At 65.4% G+C, this 23,282-nt stretch carries 21 protein-coding genes and 1 tRNA gene; 5 read left to right on the top strand and 17 right to left on the bottom strand.

What is annotated here, in order from left to right; translation table 11 throughout:
* Position 1: 1 nt before the first annotated feature.
* Entirely contained in the window at positions 2 to 562 is a 561-nt protein-coding gene (locus Q0O97_RS11760; protein ID WP_294929264.1) for a hypothetical protein, read from the bottom strand.
* Positions 563 to 884: 322 nt separating this feature from the next.
* Between Q0O97_RS11760 and Q0O97_RS11755 the strand changes: the two genes are divergently transcribed.
* Positions 885 to 1,175, top strand: a complete 291-nt coding sequence (locus Q0O97_RS11755; protein ID WP_294929261.1) for a hypothetical protein — start codon at positions 885 to 887, stop codon at positions 1,173 to 1,175.
* A gap of 277 nt (positions 1,176 to 1,452) precedes the next feature.
* Here the strand turns inward: Q0O97_RS11755 and Q0O97_RS11750 are convergent, their stop codons facing one another.
* The 4 genes from Q0O97_RS11750 to Q0O97_RS11735 form a co-directional block, all read right to left on the bottom strand.
* Complete coding sequence (locus tag Q0O97_RS11750) at positions 1,453 to 3,216, bottom strand: terminase gpA endonuclease subunit (protein WP_294929259.1); 1,764 nt, start codon at positions 3,214 to 3,216, stop codon at positions 1,453 to 1,455.
* A complete protein-coding gene (locus Q0O97_RS11745; protein ID WP_294929256.1) occupies positions 3,203 to 3,796 on the bottom strand; it encodes a terminase small subunit in 594 nt (197 codons plus the stop codon). Before Q0O97_RS11745 ends, Q0O97_RS11750 begins: the two co-directional genes overlap by 14 nt.
* Positions 3,797 to 4,117: 321 nt before the next feature.
* Entirely contained in the window at positions 4,118 to 6,388 is a 2,271-nt protein-coding gene (locus Q0O97_RS11740) for an AAA family ATPase (protein WP_294929253.1), read from the bottom strand.
* 200 nt (positions 6,389 to 6,588) lie between these two features.
* A complete protein-coding gene (locus Q0O97_RS11735) occupies positions 6,589 to 6,924 on the bottom strand; it encodes an SMR family transporter (RefSeq protein WP_294929250.1) in 336 nt (111 codons plus the stop codon).
* Positions 6,925 to 7,186: 262 nt separating this feature from the next.
* Here Q0O97_RS11735 and Q0O97_RS11730 point away from each other — a divergent pair, with 262 nt between their 5' ends.
* A complete protein-coding gene (locus Q0O97_RS11730) occupies positions 7,187 to 8,380 on the top strand; it encodes an AI-2E family transporter (RefSeq protein ID WP_294929328.1) in 1,194 nt (397 codons plus the stop codon).
* On the opposite strand, the gene Q0O97_RS11725 is transcribed toward Q0O97_RS11730, so the two are convergent.
* From Q0O97_RS11725 to Q0O97_RS11700, 6 genes are all read right to left on the bottom strand, one after another.
* Complete coding sequence (locus tag Q0O97_RS11725; RefSeq protein ID WP_294929247.1) at positions 8,344 to 9,156, bottom strand: metallophosphoesterase; 813 nt, start codon at positions 9,154 to 9,156, stop codon at positions 8,344 to 8,346. The genes Q0O97_RS11730 and Q0O97_RS11725 overlap by 37 nt on opposite strands.
* Positions 9,153 to 10,091, bottom strand: a complete 939-nt coding sequence (locus Q0O97_RS11720) for a diacylglycerol kinase family protein (RefSeq protein ID WP_294929244.1) — start codon at positions 10,089 to 10,091, stop codon at positions 9,153 to 9,155. Before Q0O97_RS11720 ends, Q0O97_RS11725 begins: the two co-directional genes overlap by 4 nt.
* A 60-nt stretch (positions 10,092 to 10,151) precedes the next feature.
* Positions 10,152 to 12,389, bottom strand: coding sequence for a phosphoenolpyruvate--protein phosphotransferase (ptsP, locus tag Q0O97_RS11715; RefSeq protein WP_294929241.1), 2,238 nt, complete (start codon positions 12,387 to 12,389; stop codon positions 10,152 to 10,154).
* 36 nt (positions 12,390 to 12,425) lie between these two features.
* The gene (locus Q0O97_RS11710) at positions 12,426 to 13,682 is read right to left on the bottom strand and encodes an aspartate kinase (protein WP_294929238.1); all 1,257 of its coding nucleotides are present in this window, start codon (positions 13,680 to 13,682) and stop codon (positions 12,426 to 12,428) included.
* Positions 13,683 to 14,029: 347 nt separating this feature from the next.
* Positions 14,030 to 15,094 carry a bifunctional DNA-binding transcriptional regulator/O6-methylguanine-DNA methyltransferase Ada gene (ada, locus tag Q0O97_RS11705; protein ID WP_294929235.1) on the bottom strand — a complete coding sequence of 355 codons (1,065 nt, stop codon included), beginning with the start codon at positions 15,092 to 15,094 and terminating at the stop codon, positions 14,030 to 14,032.
* A gap of 91 nt (positions 15,095 to 15,185) precedes the next feature.
* Positions 15,186 to 16,856: a formate--tetrahydrofolate ligase gene (locus tag Q0O97_RS11700; RefSeq protein ID WP_294929232.1), complete on the bottom strand. Its 1,671-nt coding sequence runs from the start codon at positions 16,854 to 16,856 to the stop codon at positions 15,186 to 15,188.
* Between the two features lie 135 nt (positions 16,857 to 16,991).
* Here Q0O97_RS11700 and Q0O97_RS11695 point away from each other — a divergent pair, with 135 nt between their 5' ends.
* The 3 genes from Q0O97_RS11695 (at position 16,992) to Q0O97_RS11685 (ending at position 18,466) form a co-directional block, all read left to right on the top strand.
* Positions 16,992 to 17,729, top strand: coding sequence for an ABC transporter ATP-binding protein (locus tag Q0O97_RS11695; protein WP_294929230.1), 738 nt, complete (start codon positions 16,992 to 16,994; stop codon positions 17,727 to 17,729).
* On the top strand, positions 17,704 to 18,303 hold the full coding sequence (locus tag Q0O97_RS11690) for a CbiQ family ECF transporter T component (protein ID WP_294929227.1): 600 nt from the start codon (positions 17,704 to 17,706) through the stop codon (positions 18,301 to 18,303). Before Q0O97_RS11695 ends, Q0O97_RS11690 begins: the two co-directional genes overlap by 26 nt.
* Before the next feature lie 89 nt (positions 18,304 to 18,392).
* Positions 18,393 to 18,466 (top strand) — tRNA-Cys (locus tag Q0O97_RS11685).
* A gap of 17 nt (positions 18,467 to 18,483) precedes the next feature.
* Here the strand turns inward: Q0O97_RS11685 and napH are convergent.
* Genes napH through mauA form a run of 6 tightly spaced genes read right to left on the bottom strand, consistent with a single transcriptional unit; the run spans position 18,484 to position 23,121 of the window.
* Positions 18,484 to 19,359 carry a quinol dehydrogenase ferredoxin subunit NapH gene (gene napH, locus Q0O97_RS11680; RefSeq protein ID WP_294929224.1) on the bottom strand — a complete coding sequence of 292 codons (876 nt, stop codon included), beginning with the start codon at positions 19,357 to 19,359 and terminating at the stop codon, positions 18,484 to 18,486.
* Positions 19,356 to 20,018, bottom strand: a complete 663-nt coding sequence (napG, locus tag Q0O97_RS11675; protein ID WP_294929221.1) for a ferredoxin-type protein NapG — start codon at positions 20,016 to 20,018, stop codon at positions 19,356 to 19,358. Before napG ends, napH begins: the two co-directional genes overlap by 4 nt.
* 28 nt (positions 20,019 to 20,046) lie before the next feature.
* Positions 20,047 to 21,228 carry a cytochrome c peroxidase gene (locus Q0O97_RS11670; protein ID WP_294929218.1) on the bottom strand — a complete coding sequence of 394 codons (1,182 nt, stop codon included), beginning with the start codon at positions 21,226 to 21,228 and terminating at the stop codon, positions 20,047 to 20,049.
* 1 nt (position 21,229) lies between these two features.
* Positions 21,230 to 22,102 (bottom strand): methylamine utilization protein MauJ, encoded by an 873-nt coding sequence (mauJ, locus tag Q0O97_RS11665; protein ID WP_294929215.1) that lies wholly within the window; start codon positions 22,100 to 22,102, stop codon positions 21,230 to 21,232.
* Positions 22,103 to 22,123: 21 nt separating this feature from the next.
* Positions 22,124 to 22,498: an amicyanin gene (locus Q0O97_RS11660; RefSeq protein ID WP_294929211.1), complete on the bottom strand. Its 375-nt coding sequence runs from the start codon at positions 22,496 to 22,498 to the stop codon at positions 22,124 to 22,126.
* A gap of 56 nt (positions 22,499 to 22,554) precedes the next feature.
* Positions 22,555 to 23,121 (bottom strand): methylamine dehydrogenase (amicyanin) small subunit, encoded by a 567-nt coding sequence (gene mauA, locus Q0O97_RS11655; protein ID WP_294929208.1) that lies wholly within the window; start codon positions 23,119 to 23,121, stop codon positions 22,555 to 22,557.
* Positions 23,122 to 23,282 lie beyond the last annotated feature (161 nt).

Raw genomic sequence — 23,282 nt, 5'->3', positions numbered from 1 at the left:
GTCAGTCCTCGGCTTGCGAGGTCGCCGAGGCGAATTCAAAAGCCTTGATGAATTCGCCCAGCAGCATCTGAAGGTCGATCGTCAGAACAGCCCGATCGACAATGCCTTCCGCTTTGTCGAGTTCTGCCGCCACACGGGTCGCGCGTTCGCTTTTCACGGTATGGCCGTCCATGCGGAAGGCGTGCCACTTGTTCCACGGCTCGGGGCGCTGACGCAGCGCAACTTCCAGAGTCACAGGCTTCCCGTCTTTTACGGCGTCAATCGCGCTCGTGAATGCGGACGGTCCCACATCCTTGCCACGGTCGAAAAACTCCCGCAGGCGGCGCAAGGTCTCGGCGTCAAGGCCGAAGTCGATCAGTTCGGAGTGAACCCGCGCCATGCAAGCGCCGACGATATCAAGCCGTCCCTCACGCCGTCCGGTTTCCTCGCGATAGACTTGGATCAGGTTCTTGGTGTCAAAAACGCGGATGCGTCGCAGAAGCGTCGGCACAAGCTTTCCGGGGACGCGATCCACATCGGCGATCACGCCAGCAACATCAAGAAAATTCAGGGTCATGTTCATGAGCGCACCTTTTCGACATGATGTGCTTCTAATCTATCTGACATGCCGAGTCAATATGTATTGACGCGGCATGTCAGATGGTGCATACAGGTGTTATCCAGGGTTCCAAAGCTGGATTTCTCCTTTGCATGAAAGGATCGGGCGGGACCGCTCGCCCGATCCAAGCCAATCCCGGCGTGTGCTTTCTTGGCGGTAACGCGCGTTGGGACCGCTGATGCGGCGACAAGACCTGTCCTCCGAACCGCATCGGCAAGAAACCCCTCGGCGTCTGCGACGCGCCGGGGGGTTTTTGATTCAGTGAAAGCCCACGGAAGGACGCCCCATGCCCGCCAAGATAGATCGCCGTTTCGCAAAACGCTTCCCGGCCCGCCGATGGTGGTTGCGCCCCGCAACGGCGGAAGAGCGCCGGATACAATTCCGTGGGCGCTCGGCAGAGGGCTGGCACGCCTGCCTGGCGGTCGGGCGCAGCGGCGACAAGTTTATGAGCCTGCCGTTCTATGCGTCCAGCCCGGACGTTGCCGACATCGGCGACGATGATGCGGCGCTGACTGCGGGGAATGTCCGCAACACGCTGCTGAACGGCGTGATGCCTTACATTGAGATTCGGCGGTGACGAATCGCTTTGCGGTTGTGCAGATGCGTGGCAGGCTGAGCGGGCCAGTATGGAGATAGAAAGATGCCTTCAATGACATTTGAACCAGGCGACGGGCACGAATATATTGTGGTCGAGACATTGCACGGAAAGTTTTATCGATGCCATCAGGTCGGCGAAGAGATTGAGGACGGGCAGAAACCGAAAGACCATTATTTCACATTAGATTATAAGAGGACTACCGGCGCCGCAGTTGCGGCACGCCCCTTTCTTCAAGGTGACGCAATCCGCAGCCCTCTCACCCGCCCGTCAACCAACGACTCCGAATAACGGCAGGTGCTTTCTTAGGCGCGGCGGCAGATGACAGTTCTTCCGCCCGCCGATCTGGATTCCAGTGGATCAGATGCTTTGCCGCCAGCGCCATCACCGCGCAGTCGAGCCCTTCCGATCTGCGGCCCGTGACCTGATGCCATTCCCGGACGGCAAAACCGCGGCTGTATTTCACCCGGATTTCCTCGCCTGCGATCTGTTCCCAATAGCCGGGCGGCAGACTTTCCGAGAATTGCAGCGCACCGGACGACGCCATGCGGTGAACGCGATCCTTCAGCCCATCCACGCCCAGCAACTGTAGGCGAATCGACTTGTCAGAAGCCTTGCCCATCGTGACGGGCGGCTGTTTCCATCCGCTCACGCCCTTTGACGCGAACACAAGCGGCGCGCGGCCACGGCAAAAGCCGTAGATTGCTGAAGCCCGCACGCCGTCACCCGCATCGCACAGCACCTTGTCATAGCCGATTGTCCCGCCGCGGGAATGCGGGAAGCGACGGGCAATAAGGTCGGCAAGCGCAATCCAAACTTCATTCTCGAGCGGGTCGCCATAAATGATTTCATGCCCAAGCACCGTGCCGCGCCCCTCGGCATCCCACGCGATGGTTGACAGTTCGAGGCGGTCGGCCTGCACGTCGCAACCGCCCGTCAGGTAAAGTGCGGGCTCGGGGATGGCTTCCAGGCTGGCCGGAACAAGCGTCAGGGCGGATTCGCTGATTCCTTCGCCAGTCTGTTCCCATCCCTCGCCAAGCAAAAGGTTTGTCCATGCTTGCAGGGCGGCGGGATCGGACTTGGCCTTCAGAAATTCCGAGGCAATCACGGTCCACCGGGCGTTCCAATGCGGGCTGACAAGTGAATTGAGTTTGAATCCGGCTCGACTCTTGTTCTCGGGATTTGTCGCCCGCCATCGGCCATTCGCCACCATTTCGGCTTTTCGATTTTCAGGGACCACGCTGCCACAGCAAGGGCAAACCCAATTCACGCCCTTGTCGATGTCCTGCGGGTCGAATTCCAGGTGCTTCCATTCGATTTCCGCGAAGTCGCGGCATTCGACGCATTGCACCTCGAACACGCGCTGGTCGGAGTCCTCATAGAGGGACTCGACGGCATCGCCCTTGAATATCGGGGTGCCTCCGAAAATGATTTTTCTGTCACGATAAGTTTGCGAGCGCATCCGCAAAAGATCGAGAATCGAGCCTTCCTCGCTCACCTCATATGCGGCGATTTCGTCCCCGATACATACCTTGCCCAGCTTGCGGCGGAAGGCGCGGGGGCTGGACGCGCTGAGGAACTCGAGCGAACCGCCCCCGAACAAACGGCGCATCAGCGTGGATCTGCCGCTGTCGTCGGCGCCGTCGCTGATCATCCCCCGCAAAGCGGGGCTGGCCTCAAACATGGCTTCGATATCAACGCTGAAAGCCCGGCTGTCGTCCTGCGTCGGCTGGGTCGCGAGGATCGGGCACGGGTTTGTCGCGACCGTGTAAGCGATGAAGCCCGTGAGCAGTTGCGAGAAACCCACGCGGGCCGATTTTCTGACGATGATTTCGTTTATGCCGGGGTCTGTGAAAGCGTCGGCAATCCCTTCCTGAAATTTCCAAAGGCGCATCTTGCCAGGTGTGGCGGAAGCGGTCTGCGGCAGATGCACGTTATCCTCGATCCATTCCGAAAGCGGGATCGAGGGCGGCGGGCGCAACGACTCCAGCGCATCTTGGCGCAGTTTCTCAAGCGTTCCCATCTGCAAGCCCCTCCAAGGCGCGTTTGTTTTCCAGAGTGAGGGCTTCAATGTCATGCACCGTCAGGTGCGGTTGCGTGCTGGCGAATTGGCTGGGCACGGCCAGCATGGCGGCGCGAATGTCCCGCAAGACGGCCTGCCATTCCCTGAGCGTGTCAGCGACAGGCACCAGTTCGCCGCGTTCCTTTGCGACTTTTGTTTCCTGAGCATCTGCCTGCGCTTTCGTGAGGCGCAACTTCTCGGCCTTCAGTTCGAGGCTGTCGCCTGTTGCCGAAGGGCGCCCCGCTCGGCCCGCGTGTTCCCGCAGATGCGCGCAATAGTCCCGCACCGCCTCGGGGTAGATGTAAAGCGCGCGACCTGTTCGCTTCAGGATGCCGGAACGGACCTTCTCGCCCACAGCCTGCCGGGTGATGCCCAGAAGCGCGGCCAGGTCGCTTTCGTGGATGGTCTGCGGCTGGCTGTGCTGCCCACTGGCTGGCGGTAGGGGGTCGTCTGGGGCGAGGGCGGCCCGAACAGCGGAATCGCCGCCACCGCCGAGCAGGTCATCAAATTCGTTCAGATCGTCAAATGCGCTCAGATCCATTTCCCAGAAATCCTTGTCTCAAAAATTCTGTGAAGCCTGACGGGCCGGGGCTCTGCGCCCCCCGCAAGCCGGGCGGTGGGGGAAGGACCCAAAAGATTGCGAGAGATCCATTTTCGATCCTGAGCGAACGCGGCCCAAAAATTGCGAGAGATCCATTTTAGATCCTGAGCCATTTTAGATCTGAGACGATTTTCCGTCATGGCGGGACGGGACAATGGGACACTCCTAAGGAGTGTGTCCCAAATGTCCCACGATCCCCCGACCATTTGCGCTTGGGACATTTTCGGATTTGTCCGGGACATGTCCCAAATGTCCCACGGTTTAACCCAGATCATCGTCGCATTCCTCGAACTCACCTTCGATCGAACGGGATAGGACTGCCGCGCTGATGTGCCCGCCTTCGATGACAATTCGTCGTTTCTCTTCCAGGCCACCAAGAGCCCGATAAACCGCCTTCCGTTTTGCCTCTTGGTTGTCTGATGTGGAAACCCTGTGACCTTCGATGCACAGCTTCCGCAGTTCGGATTCAGGAATTTCGCCGCCCGCAATGTGGATCACGTCCATGACGGCACGTTCGGCTTTCGTCAGCTTTACAGGTGCAGGCGCTTGCGCTGCGTTCAGTTCCTCGCAACGCGGCAAGGTGATCTGGTCGCCATCCTCATCAACGCCGCCGTCTTCAATGACGATGCGGAATGCAATGTCGCGATCACAGGTGCCGTTGCGGTTCTTGGTCAGCCTGCCCCTGATGACGGCCGAGTCGTCACGCTTGACGTGAATCGCCACGTCCAGAGCCCCGTTCAGAACGGAATGCCCGCGCGGTGTCCCACCTTCGGATTTCGTGTCGTGATGGATCAACACCACCGCCGCGCCCCAGTTCGTCAGGGCACGGGCCACAGCGACAACCCGCCCCATCGCATCGGCGCTATTCTCTTCCAGGCCGGGGAAGGCCATTGCGAGAGTATCAATGACGATCAGCTTGGGACGCTGCGCCTTCACCGCGCGCGCAAGTTCCTTCAGGTCCGGCGAGTCCGCAGCCAACAGGTTCGACACACCACCGACAAGATAGAACTGGTCCGCATCGCCATGGGCTTGCTGCAATGCCCTGACACGCCCCCGCATCCCATGCTCATCCTCAGCCGCGACATAGAACACGTTGCCCGGCTTCGTCCGCATCCCGAAGGCTTCCCGGCCTTGGGCGACAGCATAGCCAAGGAACGGGGCCAACAGCGACTTGCCAGCGCCGGGGGCGCCGAACACGCAAGCAACGTCCCGCTCTGCGATCAGGCCCTTGATGAGATAGCTGCGAGCCGGGGCGCTGACGCATTCCGCAGGGGACAGGAACGTGAGTCGGCTTGAGGGCTTGGCTTGCTCCGGCGCCCCGCTGCCCAGCAGGTCGTCGAAGTCGTCGCCGTCCTGGTCCTCGAATCCCAGATCGTCGTCGCTTGCCGGGGGCAATTCCCAGCCGTGCGCGATCGCATCCTTGATGATGGACCAGCCCGCGATTGCGTCAGGCGTTCCCTTGCCTTTGTGCCGGGGCCAGACCGACTTGCACATCCTCAGTCCCCGGCCTTCCTCGAACCGGCCACTTTCCTTGTTCCAGTCGAACCTGGGATGCTGTTCCGCCCATCGGCAGAAGGCTTCAAAGTATTCCGGCGCCCCTTGCCCTTCCTCATGCATGGCGAGGCCGTAGCGTTCCAGGGTACCTTTATAGTCGGCGGAACCATCGTTCGGGATCGCCATGAGCGCGGACGCGATCACCTCAAGAGGCTTGCCCGTGCGACCTTTGCCAAGTCCCTGACCTGACGTGCTGCCATTGCTGGCGCCCTTCGCGGCTGAATACACGGGTGTCAGCCCGCGCACCCGATCGAGCGGCTTGCCGTCCACTAGCGCGGTTTCGACGGGATGCTTCCCCCGCACCTGGCCATAATAATAGGCTTGGCTGGCAGTGAAAGATTCGGGTGCAAGAATGCCGCCAAGCGCCCCGTTCAGCGCGGCGACAAGCGCCTTGCGCTCATATGGATTCACCGCCGACGACAGGGGGCACATGACGCGCCAGCGGGGCCGCTCGGGCGTATGCGATGCGCTACTATATAGTAGGGCGGCAATCCCGGCCTCTTTCAGCCTCTCCGCGCCCTCGCCCACGCTCAGCGATTCGCCGTCATAATCAGCCTCGATTCCCGTGATCTGTCGCATGTTCCCGTCATGGCGATAGCTTTCCGCTTCTGTTCTCACGTCGCCGAATGTCGCCAGCTTCACCATGGGCAGCTTGCCCTTTTCGGGCGCTGTCTTGCTGCTCACGACCCCCGCCAGATCGCGAAGGGACAGCCGCTTGCCGACCTTCCGCTTGGCGTGGTGATCCGGGAACAAGGTCACGGAAAGCGGCAGATCAATCGCCGATACTTCAGGGCTTCCCCCCATCAGGTCGTCGTGATCATCCGACGCTTGCGTGTCAGGCGCGATTGCGGTATTTTCTTGGCTAAGGATCTTATCCTGTGTGATTTCAGAGCCGTTGCGGGGTCCAGCCGCAACGGCTCTTTCCTTTTCAGGGGTTCCGCCAAGCAGGTCGTCGAAATCGTCGTGTCGCATATCCATGTGCGAGTCCTCTGTTGAGGCCCCGCAAGGGGTTAGACAAACGCCAGAAAATCCCTTGGAAAACAGCGGAACGAATCCGGGCAGTTTGACGCGGCAAGCATTTGATCTTGCTTCCTTTTATCACTTGCTCCGGGTCCGCCATTGAATATCCAGACATCAACGAAGCAGATTCGTGCCTGCCGGGAGTGCCCTCCGGCGTTTCAGTGTCCGACGGTTTTCGAGAAGACGTTGATGATGACCACCCCGGTCAGGATGAAGCCCAGGCCCAGCATGGCGGGCAGGTCCAGCGCCTCGCGATACCGGACCCAGGCGACCGCGGTGATGAAGACGATCCCCATGCCCGACCAGATCGCATAGACCACGCCGGTCGGCATGACCCGCACGGGAAACGACAGCAGCCAGAAGGCAAAGGCATAGCCCAGGATCGCGACAAGGCTGGGCACGAGCCTGGTGAAGCTGGCCGATCTGGCCAGCGCCGTCGTGGCGATCACCTCGCAGACGATTGCCAGAACCAACAGCAGATAATGCCTGGACATCGCTTCCCCCACCGCCGGGACATCCCACAGGCGGACACATGCCACGGGGACGGCTTGCCGGCAATGCCCGGTTTCGCGCGCGCCCGCGCCGGTCCCGCCATCCGGCCGTTACATCCTTGCGCGAGTTTGCATGAGGATTCGCTTGCGGTTCCCGCGCCAGAGGGGGAAAACTGGCCAAGGACATCGGCACGACGACGGCCCTTGCCGCGGACCGATGCGAAGAAAGAACGGGCAGGCGCGATTCATGGCTGAGACAGGCGGAATGAAACCCTCAGGGGAAACGACCGGGGCGCTTCACGGCGGCGGCAAGATCCGCAGGCCGCTGATCACCGACATATCGGCGGCGCGATGGCTGCTTGTCAGCGTGCTGATCGCCTCGATCTATTTCTTCCACGGCTTCATCGTTCCGGTGCTGGCGGCGGCGGTCATCGCGCTGGCAAGCTGGCCGGTCCGCAACCGCATCAGCTACACTTGGGGCGCCGGCAGGACGGCGGCGGCCACGCTGATGGTGCTGTCGATCGTCGTGGTCATCGTCGTGCCCGTCACGCTGGCGCTGCTTTACACGATAGGAGAACTGCGGGGCTGGTTCTCATGGGCGCTGCATGTCAACTCGGTCGGCGCGGACACACCGCAATGGATGGCCGAACTGCCCCAGATCGGCGAATGGCTGGACGAACAATGGTCTCAATACATCGGCCGCCCCGGCGCAATCAGCGAGATCGTCCATATCGTCAGCGGCTCGAACATCATGGTGCTGTATCGCGGCATCATCACCGCGGGCGTGCTGACGCTGAACATCGCGCTGACGCTGATCTTTACCCTTGTAACGCTGTTCGTCTTTTACCGCGACGGGGAAAAGATCGTGGCCCAGATCGACCGCGTGGGGCGCCGCATCCTGCCCGAACGCTGGCAAAGGCTGTCGCGCGTGATCCCGGCCACCGTCAGTTCGACCGTGACGGGCATGACGCTGATCGCCATTGCCGAGGGCGTGATCCTGGGCACCGCCTATTGGATCGCGGGCGTGCCCTCGCCCGTGGCCTTCGGGGTCATCACCGGCTTCATGGCGCTGATTCCCGGGGGGGCGCCGCTGTCCTTCACGCTGATCTCGGCCTACCTGGTGGCCAGCGGCTCGCCCGTCGCGGGGGCGGGGCTGTTCATCTGGGGCACGATCGAGCTGTTCATCGTGGACAAGACCATCCGCCCGATGCTGGTCGGCGGCCCGGTCAAGCTGCCCTTCCTGCCCACCTTCTTCGGCCTGATCGGAGGCGTCAAGACGATGGGCATCGTCGGCCTGTTCATCGGCCCGGTGCTGATGGCGCTGCTGATCTCGATCTGGCGGGAATGGCAACGCCAGATCGCCTTTGAAAGCCACGAGGAACTGCCCCCCGACCCGCTGGCGGAGGATGCCGGGACGGATGGCTACAGCAACCGCCATTCCCCTTCCGCGCGGGAATAGCGAAAGGGCGGCGCTGGCCCGAAACGCACGGGGCCGTCCAGGGCGGGGCATGGCGTGACCACCAGGTGCGGGCCGTCGAAATCCAGGATGGCAAAGCCATGCGCGGTTTCGCCCGCCCGTCCGCAAAGGGCGGTGGCGCCCTGGACTTGCAGGATCGGGCGGGTGCGGTCGCGCGTCACGAACAGGCCCGGATCGAAGCGGTGCAGGTGCCCCGACAGGATGACATGCAGCCCGGCGGCGGCCAGCCGGGGCAGCGCGGCCTCGGCGCCGATGGTTTCGCCGCGCTCGAATCCCGGCGGCTCTTGCATGGGATGATGGAACAGCAGGATATTGGTGACGTCCTTCGCCCCTTCCGTCAGTTCGCGGCAAAGCCTGTCGATATCGGCGCGCCGTGCAATGCCGCCGCGCCACGACAGGGGCCATGCGCTGTTGATCCCGAAGATGCGCAGGTCGCGCAGGCGCCGCCCGGGTGACAGGTCGGCGCAGATATGGCGCCGATACCCCGCGAAGGGCCACAACAACCGCCCCGCCAGGTTGAAAAGCGGGATGTCGTGATTGCCCGGCACCGCCACCCAGGGGGCCGTCAGCCGGTCCAGAAAGCGGCGCGCGGCGATGAACTGCGCCTTGCGCGCGCGCTGGACCAGATCGCCCGAGACGACGACCAGGTCGGGGCCGGCAGCCTCGACCGCCTCGAACAGCGGCTGAACCAGATCGGCCCGCTCAAGCCCGAAATGCAGGTCGGACAGGTGGACCAGCCTCGTCGCGCCCGCCCTCATCCCGGATCGGGTCCGGCGGGGGCGATGACGGTCAGGGCCTCGGGGCGGACCCGCAGATGGAAGGGTCCCGACATCCGCGCCTTTTCCCCGTCAAAGGCGACGAGGCGGCGGTTGGGGTGCGTCTCGATCCGAACGCTGTCGGCGGTGATCAGTTCGAAATCCGATTCGCGCAGGCCGGTCCCCGAGGCAAGCCGCAGCACCGGCCCGATCAGTTCGGACCGCTTGCGGGCGCGGGCGACGAAGATCGCGAAATGGCCTTGCCGCACCTGCTCGGCCCCGTCGAGGTTCAGGGAGTCAAGCTGGAAGGCGTTCATGCCGACAAAGGCCAGCGCCGTGTCATGAAGCTGCTGCCGTTCATCTGCCTGCAAGCGGATGCGCAGGGGACGGCGCAGGTCCCAAAGCGCGCTCAGCAAAGACCAATATGCGACGATCCGGCTGCGCCCCCAGCGCGCATAAAGCGATTCGCGGCGCTTGAGGATCCGGGGATAGACGCCGAAGCTGACATTGTTCAGAAAGACCCGCCCGTTCACCTCGCCGACCGCCACCCGGCGCGGCTGGCCGGTCAGCAGGGTCTCCAGCGCCTGTTCGACGGTATCGCCGACGCCAAGGCCCCGCGCGAAATAGTTGAAGGTCCCGCCGGGCAGCACGCCCATGATCGCGGGGGTGCCCGCCAGCACGCCCGCCACGGCGGATTGCGTGCCGTCGCCGCCAAGCACGGCCACGATATCGGCCCCCTGCCGCAGGGCGCGGCGGGCGGCGGGAACGATCTCGGCGCCCCGCGAGACGCGAATCAGCTCGAAACCGCCCGCAGCGCGGGAAAGGCGAGATTGCAGCATCCGCAGGACCGCATCGCCCTGCCGCTTTCCCGCCTTGTGGTTCAGGATCAATACCAGCTTCCTGTCCGCGATCCGCAGCGAGGTCCGATCAAGGCTCATGGCCCACCTTTCGCACAAGCATCCGCCGGTCAACGCCCGCGCGGCGCCGCACGTTCCCCGCTATTGCCGCGCGATCCAGTCCGTGATGGTGCGGCGCAGGTTGGCCTGGCCCTCGGCGCGGGCCTCGTCGATGACCTCGCGCAGCCCCCTCAGGTCGACGCGCCGGATCAGGTGCTTGACCGGCCCGATCGAGGCCGGGCGCATCGACAGCCGCCGAAAGCCCAGGGCGGCGAAGGTGACCGCCTCGATCGGACGCCCGGCATCCTCGCCGCAGAAGGACACCGGCACCCCCGACTGGTCGCAGCGGCGGGCGATCTGTTCCAGCAGCGTCAGGTAGGATGCGCTCAGCGTATCGTAGCGCCGCCGCACACGTTCGTTTTCGCGGTCCGCGGCAAAGAAGAACTGCTTGAGATCGTTGCCCCCGACCGAAACGAAATCGCACATCTCGAAGAACCGTTGCGGCGCGAAGGCCATCGAGGGCGTCTCGATCATCGCGCCGACCCGCACATCCGTCGGCAGCGCGTGGCCAAGGCGCTGCTCGCGGCTGACGGCCTCCATCAGCAGGCGCTGCGCGGCCTCGAACTCGGCCATTTCGGCGACGAAGGGGAACATGACGCGAAGCGGGCGGCCCACGCTGGCGCGGATCAGCGCCTGCAACTGCATCCGCAGCACGCCGCGCTTGTCCAGCCCCAGCCGGATCGCGCGCCAGCCCATCGCGGGGTTGGGTTCGTCATGCTGCTTCATGTAGGGCAGCACCTTGTCCGAGCCGATGTCCAGCGTGCGGAAGATCACCGGCTTGCCATGCGCATTATCCAGCACATGCGAATAAAGCGCGGCCAGGTCGGCGCGGCGGGGAACCTGGGTGCGGGTCAGGAACTGCAACTCGGTCCGGAACAACCCGACGCCCTCGGCGCCCGAGCTTTCCAGGCTGGGCAGGTCGGCCATCAGCCCGGCGTTCATGAAAAGCTCGATGATGGTGCCGCAGGTCGCCTGCGCGGGCAGGTCGCGCAGGCCCGCGTAACGCTGCTGCGCCTCGGCCTGCATGGCGATCTTGTCGCGAAAGGCGGCGGCGACGCTTTCCTCGGGGCGCAGGTGGACGGTGCCCAGGTCGCCATCGACAAGGATGGTGTCGCCGTTGAGCGCCTCGGTCTCGATCCGCTCGGCCTGGACCACCAGCGGAATGGCCAGCGCGCGCGCGACGATGGCCGCATGGCTGCCGACCGAGCCCTCTTGCAGCACCACGCCCTTCAGCTTGCGGCCATAGTCCAGCAATTCCGCCGGGCCGATATTGCGCGCGACAAGGATCGGGTTTTCCGGCATCGCCGCCCCGGTGTCGCGGCCCTGCCCGGTCAGGATGCGCAGCAGCCGGTTGGACAGGTCGTCCAGATCGTGCAGCCGGTCGCGCAGATAGGGGTCCGAGGCCCGTTCCAGCCGCGAACGCGCCAGCGACTGTTCCTTTTCCACCGCCGCCTCGGCCGACAGGCCAAGTTCGATATCCTCTTCCATCCGGCGCAGCCAACTGCGCGAATGGGCGAACATGCGGTAGGTCTGCATCACCTCGTCATATTCGACGCCGCTGGCGCTGTGATTGGCCAGCATCTCGTCCAGCGAACTGCGCAGCATCGCCACCGCCTCATTCAGGCGGGCATGTTCGCGGGCGGGATCGTCGCCGAAGGGGTTGGTGATGACCACCCGCGCCTCGTGCAGCCAGACGCGGCCTTCGGCGGCGCCTTCCTGCGCGGACACGCCGTGGACGGAATAGGTATGCCGGTGGGGCTGGTGATCGGCCTGATTATCCCCGAAGGCGCCAAGCTCGGCCATTTCGGCGATGACCATCGCGACGACCTCCAGCCCATAGATATCGTCGTCGCTGAAGGCGCGGGCCTCGCGCGACTGGACGACCAGCACGCCAAGCTTTTCGCCCACGCGCTGGATCGGCACGCCGAGGAAGCTGGGAAAGACCTCTTCGCCGGATTCGGGCATGAAGCGGAAGCCGGGTTCGGCGGGGGCGTTCGCGGTGTTGATCGGCTGGCCCATGCGGGCGACGCGGCCCACCAGCCCCTCGCCCAGCCGCAGGCGGATCTTGTGAACCGATTCGGCACGCAGCCCTTCGGTTGCGCAAAGTTCCAGCGTCTGGGCATCGCGGAACAGATAGATCGAGCAGACGTCCGTCCCCAGCGAATCCGCGATGTGATGGGTTATGTCATCCAGCCGGTCCTGCCCGCCGCCAGGAGCCGCCAAGGTCTCGCGCAGCCGCCTGAGCAGCTTGCGCGAATTGCTTTCCCTGCTTTCCGCCATATGTCCCCGGCCTGAAGGCCCGCGCCCCGGTGGGGATCAGGCCTGTTCCAACTCAAAGGCATCATGCAGCGCCTGAACCGCAAGTTCCATATACTTGCGGTCGATCAGGACGGAAATCTTGATCTCGCTGGTGGCGATCACCTTGATGTTGATATTTTCATCAGCCAGCGACTTGAAGGCGCGCGCGGCGACGCCCGCATGGCTGCGCATGCCGATGCCGACGACGGAAACCTTGGCGACCTCGGTATCGACGATCAGCTCGTCATACTGGATCGTGCCTGCCTCGCGGGCCTCTTCCATCGCCTTGCGGGCGCGGGCGACCTGGTTGACGGGGCAGGAAAAGGTCATGTCGGTGACCGATCCGGGCCGGTCGCCATAGTCCTTTTCGGAAATGTTCTGGACGATCATATCCACGTTCACCCCCGCATCGGCCAGCGGTGCGAAGATGGCGGCGGAAATGCCGGGCTTGTCCTCGACCGTGACCAGGGTCAGCTTGGCTTCCTCGCGCGAATAGGCGATGCCGTTGACGACTTTCGATTCCATGATTTCATCCTCATCGCAGACCAGCGTGCCGGAATTTTCGTCGGTTTCCTCGAACGAGGACAAGACCCGCAGGCGCACCTTGTAGCGCATCGCCAGTTCGACCGAGCGGGTTTGCAGCACCTTCGCGCCAAGGCTGGAAAGTTCCAGCATTTCCTCGAATGCGATGCGGTCCAGCTTGCGCGCCTTCGAGGTGATGCGCGGGTCGGTGGTATAGATCCCGTCCACGTCGGTATAGATGTCGCAGCGTTCCGCGCCAAAGGCGGCGGCCAGCGCCACGGCGGTCGTGTCCGACCCGCCCCGGCCCAGCGTCGTGATCCGGCTTTCCGGGCTTAGCCCCTGGAACCCCGCGATGACGGCGACCTTCATCCCTTCGGCGAATTTCGCGTCGATGTTGTCGCGCGGAATATCCACGAAGCGCGCCGCCGAATGCTGCGAGGTCGTGCGGATCGGCACCTGCCAGCCCTGCCAGCTTCGCGCGGGAACGCCGCGTTCCTGCAAGGTCAGCGCTAGAAGGCCCGCGGTCACGTTTTCCCCGCTGGACACCACCGCGTCGTATTCGCGCGCGTCGAACAGGGGCGAAGTCGCCTCGACCCAGCCCACCAGTTCGTTCGTCTTGCCCGACATGGCGCTGACGACGACGATCACGTCATAGCCGCGATCGACTTCGGCCTGCACCTTTTCGGCGACCTTGCGGATCCGATCCAGATCGGCGACCGAGGTGCCGCCGAATTTCATCACCAGAAGCGGCATTCCATGCCTCCAGTAGCTTCTTTTTCACCGGCGCCTTCTAGGGGTGACAGGGCGAAACTACAAGGAAGAAACTGCAAGGGCGGTGCCGCGCGGGATCAGGGCCGCCCGCCCGACCCATGCGGGGGCCGCCCGCGCGATCATCCGCCCGCAGCACGGAACCCGGCGCGGTCAGGCGGCGTTTCCCTTTCAAATTCAGGAGGAAATATCGTGAAAGGCATCGTCGCTTACCTGTTGGGTGTGCCCATCGTCGTCATCATCCTGCTTTACCTGACCGGCATCTTCTGATCGCACGCACTGCCGGAGGGGAAAACGGCCGCAATCCACCGCGGCCGTTTTCCCTGCCTGCCCTATCGCTCGCGCGCCAGCAGGTCGCGCTTGCGCTCGATCCCCCAGCGATAGCCCGACAACCCGCCGTCGCTGCGCAAAACCCGGTGGCAGGGGATGACCACGGCAAGCGGGTTGGCCGCGCATGCCCCGGCAACCGCCCGCACAGCGCGGGGCTGGCCGATGCGTTCGGCGATCTGGGCATAGCTGGCCGTCTGGCCAGGCGGGATCTGCTGCAATGCCTGCCAGACCATTTGCTGGAACGCGGTCCCGCGAATGTCCAGCGGCAGGTCCAGCCCCGCGCCCGGCGCCTCGACAAAGGCCAGGACGCGGGCCACGACCCTTTCGAAATCCGCATCGCCGCCGATCAGGCGCGCCTTGGGGAAGCGGTCCTGCAAGTCGTCCAGCAGCGCCTGCGGATCGTCGCCCATCGTGATCGCGCAGATGCCGCGGTCGCTTTGGGCCACCAGCACCTCGCCCAAGGCACCGCGCCCGATGGCAAAGCGGATCGTCGCACCATGCCCCTTGTCCCTGTAGCTTGTCGCCGTCATTCCCAGCACCTTGTCCGCGTTTTCGTAAAACCTGCTGCCCGAGCCGTAGCCCGCCTCATAGACCGCCTGCGTCACCCCCTGCCCCTGCGCCAGTCCCGCGCGCATCCGCTGCGCGCGGCGGGCCTGCGCATAGGCGCGCGGGGTCAGCCCGGTGACGGCGCGGAACTGACGGTGGAAATGCCAGGGGCTTTGGCCAGCGGCATGGGCCAGCGCCCCTAAACCGGGGGGCCGTTCGCCCTGCGCGACGGCCTGGTCGATCATGCGGCAGGCGGCGGCCACGCGGTCGGCATTGGCCTGCGCCACCCCCTGCCCGCGCGGATTGCAACGCAGGCAGGGGCGAAAGCCCGCCGCCTCGGCCTGATCGGCGCTGTCGAAAAAGCGCAGGTTGGCAGGCCGGGGCCTGCGCGCGGGACAGGTCGGACGGCAATAGACGCCGGTTGTCGTCACGGCGTAGAAGAAGCGCCCATCCGCGTCCGGGTCGCGGTCGCGGACCTGTTGCCAGCGCGGGTCCAGTTCGGCCGGGGTCAGGTCGTCCATCCAGCAAGCTCCTGTCTTTTGCGGGTCATGTCCCGCAATGACACGGGGCGCAGGCGTCCCGCACTCCGTCGCTTGCGGTCAAATCCGAAAACTAGAACAGCCCCTCGATCCGGCCCTCGGCGTCCAGGTGGATGTTCTCGGCCCCCGGACGGCGCGGCAGGCCGGGCATGGTCATGATATCGCCGCAGATCGCCACGACGAAGCCCGCCCCGGCCGACAGCCGCACCTCGCGCACCGGCACGACATGGCCCGAGGGCGCGCCAAGCCGCGTCGGATCGGCCGAAAAGCTGTATTGCGTCTTGGCCATGCAGACCGGCAGGCCGCCGAAACCCGCATGTTCCCATTCTTGCAGTTGCTTCAGCACATTCGCGGGCGCCTCGGCCCGGTCGGCGCCGTAGATCTGGCGCGAAATCGTCTGGATCTTGTCCCAAAGCCCCATCCCGTCGGGGTAGAGCGTGCGGAAATCGGCCTGCCCCCCTTCGACAAGGCCGACGACGGCATGGGCCAGTTCCTCGGCCCCCGCACCGCCATCGGCCCAATGGGTGCAAAGCACCGCGCTGACGCCCATCTGGCCGCAAAGCTGGTCCAGCGCCTGGATCTCGGCGGGCGAATCGCTGTCGAAACGGTTGATCGCCACCACCACGGGCAGGCCGAAGCGGCGGATGTTCTCGACATGGCGCGCCAGGTTGACGCTGCCCACGCGCAGGGCCTCGACATTCTCGGCCCCCAGGTCGGCGCGGGCCATGCCGCCATTCATCTTCAGCGCGCGGATGGTCGCGACGACGACCACGGCATCGGGCGAAAGACCGGCCTTGCGGCACTTGATGTCCAGGAACTTCTCGGCCCCCAGGTCGGCGCCGAAACCCGCCTCGGTCACGACGTAATCGCCAAGCGCCAGCCCGGCGCGGGTCGCGGTGACGCTGTTGCATCCATGCGCGATATTGGCGAACGGCCCGCCGTGGACCAGCGCGGGGTTGTTTTCCAGCGTCTGGACCAGGTTGGGCTGCATCGCGTCGCGCAGCAGCACCGTCATCGCGCCGTCCGCCCCCAGGTCGGCGGCGGTGATCGGGCGCAGCTCGCGGCTGTAGCCCACGATGATGCGCCCCAGCCGCGCCTGCAAATCCTCCAGATCGTCGGCAAGGCACAGGATCGCCATCACCTCGGACGCCACGGTGATGTCGAAGCCGGTTTCGCGCGGGTAGCCGTTCGAGGGACCGCCAAGCGCCACGACGGTATCGCGCAGCGCCCGGTCGTTCATGTCCATCACCCGCCGCCACGTCACCCGGCGCAGGTCGAAGCCAAGCGCGTTGCCCCAGTGGATATGATTGTCGATCAGCGCCGACAGCAGGTTGTGGGCGCTGGTGATGGCGTGGAAATCGCCGGTGAAATGCAGGTTCATGTCCTCCATCGGGACGACCTGCGCATGGCCGCCGCCCGCTGCGCCGCCCTTCATGCCGAAATTCGGGCCAAGGCTGGCCTCGCGCAGGCAGATCACGGCGCGCTTGCCGATCCGGTTCAGCGCATCGCCAAGGCCGACGGTGGTGGTCGTCTTGCCCTCGCCCGCCGGGGTGGGGTTGATCGAGGTCACCAGCACCAGCCGCCCCGGCGCGCGGTCACGCAGGCCCGCAAGGGTCTGGTGCGTGATCTTGGCCTTGTCGTGGCCATAGGGCAGGATGTCCTGCGGGCTCAGCCCCAGCCCTGCGGCAATGTCGTTGATCGGGCGCTTCTTCGCCGCGCGGGCGATCTGGATGTCAGAGGTCATGCATCGTCTCATCTGGATAAGGGCCGGATGCAGGTTAGAGGCAGCCCGGCCAGCCTGTAAAGCCCGCCCCCTCTTTCGCCCGCACCCCTGCCCGGCCTATATGGCACCGCAGCGCCCCATCCGACGGAGAGACCCATGAACGGGACCGCCCCCCCGGTATCCATCCATCTCGACGCCGTTACATGGCAGGCGAACGGGCGCGAGGTGCTTTGCGACGTCTCGATACAGGCGCATTCGTCGCGAATCGGGGTCGTTGGGCGCAACGGATCGGGCAAGAGCACGCTTGCGCGGCTGATGGCGGGCCTTCTGCGGCCCGACCGGGGCCGGCTCGGCATCGACGGCATCGACCCCGCCCGCGACCGCAAGGCCGCCCTGCGCACCCTGGGCATCCTGTTCCAGAACCCCGAACATCAGATCATCTTCCCCACGGTTTGCGAGGAACTCGCCTTCGGGCTGCGCCAGTTGGGCCAGTCGCGCGACCAGGCCGGGGACGAGGTGCGCCGGATCCTTGCCCGCTTCGACCGCGCGCATTGGCACGACGCCCCCGTCAGTGCGCTGTCGCAGGGGCAAAAGCACCTGGTCTGCATGATGGCGGTGCTGGCCATGCGCCCGCGCCTGCTGATCCTGGACGAACCCTTCGCCGGGCTGGACATCCCCACCCGCCGCCAGTTGCAGCGCCAGCTTGACCGGGCGGGCGTGGCGGTCGTCCATATCTCGCACGATCCGGCGGATCTGGAGGGCTACGACAGGCTGTTCTGGCTGGACCGGGGCCGCATCGCCGCCCAAGGCCCGGCGTCCGAGGTGCTGCCGCGCTTCACCGCCGAGATGAACAGGTTGGGAGAGCTGGATGATCTCGCTGACCTCGCCGGTTAGGACGCGCGCGCATGGCTGGCCCGTGGGGGCCAAGCTGGCGGGGCTGTGCATCGCCTCGACCGGGCTGTTCATGGTGCAGGGCATCTGGTTTCACGCGGCGGCACTGGCCGTGGTGGCGGCCCTTTACGCGCTGCCGGGGCGCGCGTTCCTGCGCGCGGGGCTGTCCGCGCTGCGGGTGCTGGTGCCCTTCCTGGTGCTGGTGATGGCCTGGCATGTCCTGACCGGCAGCACCCTGACGGGGATCGAGGTCAACCTGCGCATGCTGACCCTGGTTGCGCTGGCCAACCTGGTCACGATGACGACCCGGCTGGACGACCTGGTCGGGATGCTGCACCGGCTGACCGCGCCACTTCGCCGGATGGGCCTGTCCACGCAAATGCTGGAGCTTGGCGTGCCGCTGGTCGTCCGCTTTACCCCGGTGCTGATCGGCAAGGCCGGGCAACTGTCGCAGGCATGGCGTGCCCGCGCCCGCTCGCGCCCCGGCTGGCGCATCCTGCTGCCGCTGTCCTTGCAGGCGCTGGACGACGCCGACCACGTGGCCGAGGCCCTGCGCGCCCGCTCGGCCCCCGATTGAAAGCCCGGCCGACGGGCCTGCCCGAATTGCGCAACCCGCTCTTGCGCGCCGCGACCGAAATCGCTACATGCTGCAAAGCCTTGGACAACGGTGGGTTGGCGGAGAGGTTACGCACCGGATTGCAAATCCGTGAAGACCGGTTCGATTCCGGTACCCACCTCCAAGGGTTTTCACGTGTTTTCAGGAATTTGCCTCGGGCGTCTTGGGCGCGGCGAAGCGGGTGGACATGCGAAAGACATCGACCGGGCAGGCGTCGATGCAGCCGCCGCAATTCTGGCAATCGCCCGACAGGATCGCCGGGCTGGCCTTGCCTTTCAGGGCCGGGACGATGACATGCGGCTCGGGGCAGATGTTGAAACAGGCGCCGCAATCGGTGCAGGCGTCGCGCCTGACCGCCGCGACACGGACCAGCGATCCCCGCCCGATCATCCCGTAGAACGCCCCCACCGGGCACAGGTGGCTGCACCACGCCCGGCGCGAGACGAACAGGTCCAGCAGGAACACGGCAAGGACGATCACCCAGCCGAAACCGATGCCGCTGATGAAGGCGCGTTGGGTCAGGCTGACGGGGTTCACGAATTCCCATGCAATGGTGCCGGTCAGGGCCGAGGCCAGCAGCGTCGCGCCAAGGACCACCAGCCGCGTGCGCCGGTCCAGCTTGCGGTCGCGGGTCAGGCCGGTCTTTTCGCGCAGCCAGAAGGCCGCGTCGGTGACGATGTTGACCGGGCAGACCCAGCCGCAATAGGCGCGCCCGCCGACGACCAGATAAGCCAGCAGGATCAGCCCCGCCCCGATCACCACGCTCAGCGCCGGAACCGCCCCGCCGACGACGCCTTGCAGCAGGATGTAAGGGTCCGAGAGAGGAACCCCCATCACCTCGCTGGAGGCGAAATTGCCCCGCGCGATCCAGATCCCGGCCATCGGACCCAGCATGAACAGGCCCAGCAACCCGATCTGGGTCATGCGCCGCAGGAACCACCATTTATGCGCGCGCAACACGCCATGCGCCTGGACCCCCAGCTTGCGGCTGTCCGATATCCACCAGCGCAGGATCATGCCCGCCGCCCCGCGCGGTTGCGCCCGCTGCCGCCCAGGCCCAGGTCGCGCGGCAGCACGCGGATCGAGGCATGGCCGGTCACGCAGTGCTTTTCGCAGGTGCCGCAGCCGGTGCAATGGCGCGAATGCACGGTCGGGATCATGATGCGGCGGCCGTTGTATTCGCCCGGCTCGAGCGTGATCGCATCGCCCCGGATCGGGCAGACGCGGACGCAGATGCTGCAATTCATGCCCTTGTAGTTCAGGCAATCCTCGTGCCCGACCAGCACCGCGACGCCCATGTCCGCGTCGCGGATGGCGATATCGCTGTCCAGCGCCCCGGTCGGGCAGGCGCGTGCGCAAGGCACGTCGCGGCACATGTAGCAGGGCACCTCGCGCGGGGTGAAGAAGGGGGTGCCGACGGCAGGCTCGGACCCCCATTCGGCCAGCGACAGCGTGTCGTAGGGACAGGCTTGGACGCATAGCCCGCAACGCACGCAGGCGGACAGGAAGTCGGCCTCGGGCTGCGCGCCGGGCGGGCGCATGGCGCGGGCGTCGGCCTTGCCGGTCGAGTGGATCAGCGCGGCCAGCGAAAACCCGCCAAGGCAGACCGCCCCGGCCATGCGGGCAGTCTCGGTGATGGCGGTGCGACGGTTCATCTTGCGCTTGCTGGATGCCATGTCGGTCTTGATCCCATGAGGGTTGCGTTCAGTCCTCCTGCGTTTCCCGCGCCCGGCGCTGCTCTTCCAGCAGCGGCTCATAGCGCCGGTCGGTCAGCGTTTCGAGAAAGGCGACCAGCGCATCGACCCGGGCGTCGTCCACCATCAGCCCCGATTGCAATTCGTGCAGGGACAGGTTCTCGGCTACTTCGGGCGGACCCCAATCCTGCCCGGTTTCGGGGTTGATCTGGTGATGCGCACGGCGGCTTGGGTATTTGTTGTAAAAGACGACCGCCGTGCGCAGGTCCTGAAAGACGCCGTTGCGCATATAGGGGCCGGTGACAGCCACATTGCGCAGCGTCGGCACCTTGACCCGCCCGGCCTGCGCGGGATCGTCGATGCCGAGCCGTCCCGCCAGCCCCTGATCGACGTAATCCGCGCCCATCCCGTTCGCCTCGCGGACGGCGTGGTTCACCGGCACGCCGATATTGTGGTATTCGAAACTGGTAAAGGTCTCGCGCTCGGTCAGGCCCTGCTTGCGCAACTGGTGGCAGAGGCGGCAATTCCAGGTGATGAAGACGGTGTGGCCGAACTGCTCTTGCGCGGTCAGTTCGGCCTCGCCGCGCAGATAGCGGTCGTATTTCGAATCGAAGGGCGCGAATTCGGGGGTGGACTGATAGGCGGCCAAGGCCTCGGCGGTATGGTCGAAGGCGGTGTCGATGTCGTTCAGCGCGCCGGGGCCGAAGACCGCCTCGAAATCCGCGGCATAATCGGGATCGCCGCGCAGGCGTTCCACCACGGCGGCCTTGTCGGGCATTCCCATCTCGACCGGGTTCAGCATCGGCTGGCCGGCCTGATCCTTCAGGTCGTCCGCCCGCCCGTCCCAGAACTGACCACCCTTGTAGCGGCCCTGCCCATCCTGATGAAAGGCCGGGCTAAGGAAGGCATAGCTGAGCGTCGGCGTATTGCGATCACCGTGGGATTGCCCGTCGTCGCCAAGCGAGACCGCGCGGCCCAGGTCGGTCTCGCGCGGGTCGGTGAAGGCGTGGTCGGGATCGTGGCAGGTCGCGCAGCTTTGCGAGCCGTTGCGCGACAGCATGGGTTCGTGGAAAAGCTGGCGGCCCAGTTCCTCCAGCGCGTTCAGCCGCTCGGGCGGTTCCGAGACGCCCGCGCCGACCGCGATCAGGGGGATGGCGGCCAGAGGCAGCAGGATGGCAAGCGCGCGGCGCATCTCATGCCTCCATCGCCATTTCGGCGGTGCGGGCATGGACCTCGGCCCCGATCAGGCGATGCGCGATCAGGTCGGCAAGGTTCGCAAGCTGCGCCAGCCGCCGCTGCCCCGCCAGATCGTCAAGCACGGGGGCCAGGACGCCGCCCTGGATCAGCCGGTCGTGATGGGGGCGCATGACGGCCAGCAGCGCGTCAAGGTCCAGGTCCTGCAAGGGCTGCGGCCATGCCAGCGCACCCGAATGGATCAGCATCTCCTGCGTGACGCGGAACGCGCCCGTCCCGGCCCGGCCAAGCGCCGGGTGACCCGCATGGGCAGCATGCAGGACGGCGAAACCCGCCAGCAACCGGCTGGCCGCATCGCAGGCGTTGCGGGCGCGCTGAAGCAGTTCGACGAAAGGCGCAAGGTCGGGGTCCACGGGGGGCAGCGCCGCGAAATCCAGTTTCATCGCGCTTGGGCGGAAGGGCGTGCAGCGCCAGCGGGCGCCGTGGGTCATGTCGGCGACGCGCCAGCCGCCGATGGCCATGCCGCGCCCGATCCCGGCCAGCCAGCGCAGCAGGCGCGGCTGGAAATCGGCATGGGCGCGGGCCAGCGCATCCTCGGCCGAGGTGGCGGCAAGCTGATAGAGAACCTCGCCCAGCTTGCCCGCCTCGTTGCCGCAGATGCTGATGCGCGCGCCGGGCAGGTCCGGCCCGGCGGCGATGGTCTGGGGATCGGTCCCCGCGGCGATATCCAGTTCCCACGCCTGGGTGACGGGGTTGCGCAGATAGAAGCCGACCACGAAATCCCTCGGCCGGTCGTCGGCCTGCGACAGCCGCACGGTATCAGGCCCGCTTTCGGCCTTCAGCGAGGAACGGATGTCATAGGGTATCCACATGGCCGCCTTCCCTTTCGCCGCCTATTCCACCACGACCTTGCCGCGCATGAAGGGATGCGGCGTGCAGTGGTAATCATAGGTGCCCGGTTCGTTGAAACGCGCCGACCAGCTTTCGCCCTTCTTCAGCATCTCGCCCCGCACGGCGTCCTCGGTCACGACCCCGGCAAGGAAGTGGACGTTGTGGGGCATCACCTCGTTGTTGATCCAGGTGACGGCCTCGCCGGCCTTGATGGTCACCTCGGGGGTTTCGTATTTCATCTTGTCGATATTGACGATCACCGCATCCTCGGGCGCCTCGTCGAGCAGTTCGAACCCGGCGGCGAGCGCACCGCCCGCAGCGGTCAGGGCGATGGCGGCAGCGGCCAGAAGGGTCCGCGTCTTGGTCAGAAACGTCATTTTCACTTCCTGGGGTTGAGGGTGCCGAAGGCGGCGGACCCGCCTCCGGCAAGGGATCAGCTTGCCTTGCCCACGATGGGCGAGATGGTGCAGTGATAGGTCATCGCGTCGTCCTCGGCCCCGAAGCACCAGATGATGTCATTGGCGAATTCGGGACGGTAGACGGGCAGTTCGCCTTCGGTATTCAGGCAGGGGCAGCGGCCCGGCATGTTGGCGCCGCAGCAGTCGCGATAGGCGATCAGGTAGCTTTCGCCGTCGGTCGGGTTGTAGCAGCTTGCCACCCAGGACGCCGTCGCCAGCTTGGTCCCCGGCGGGCAGTTGGTCAGCGAGCCGCCCGAACAATCGCAGATATTGCCGTCGATGGAACAGTGCCGCCAATAGTCGCAGGACTGGATGTCGTCGTCATGCGGCTGCCACTTGTCGCGCGGGTTGGCGCCCTCGGGCGCGTCGGCGGCATGGGCGCGGCTGACGCGGCCCCGGCGGTCCACCGGCAGAAGCGGCACCAGCGCGCCCCCCGCCATGATCGCCCCCAGCCTGCCGATTGCGCCCCGGCGGCTGGTGCGGCCCGCCACCCGGCGGGACAGTTTCTCGACCATATCGTCGAACCTGAAATTCCCCAGCATCGTTTTCCTCCCTCTGCTTGGGGTTGAGACTGAACGGCCGGATCAGGCCGCGTTCTGCTTGCGGCTGGCAATGAACTGCTGAAGCGAGGCAAAGCCGGTCTTGTCCGCCTCCAGCAGGCTTTCCAGATGTTCGCGCGTATTGGTCAGGCCCTTGGCCTTGA

This window comes from uncultured Paracoccus sp. (assembly GCF_945915435.1).
GTDB lineage: Bacteria > Pseudomonadota > Alphaproteobacteria > Rhodobacterales > Rhodobacteraceae > Paracoccus.
This window is presented reverse-complemented; position numbering and strand designations above follow the sequence as displayed.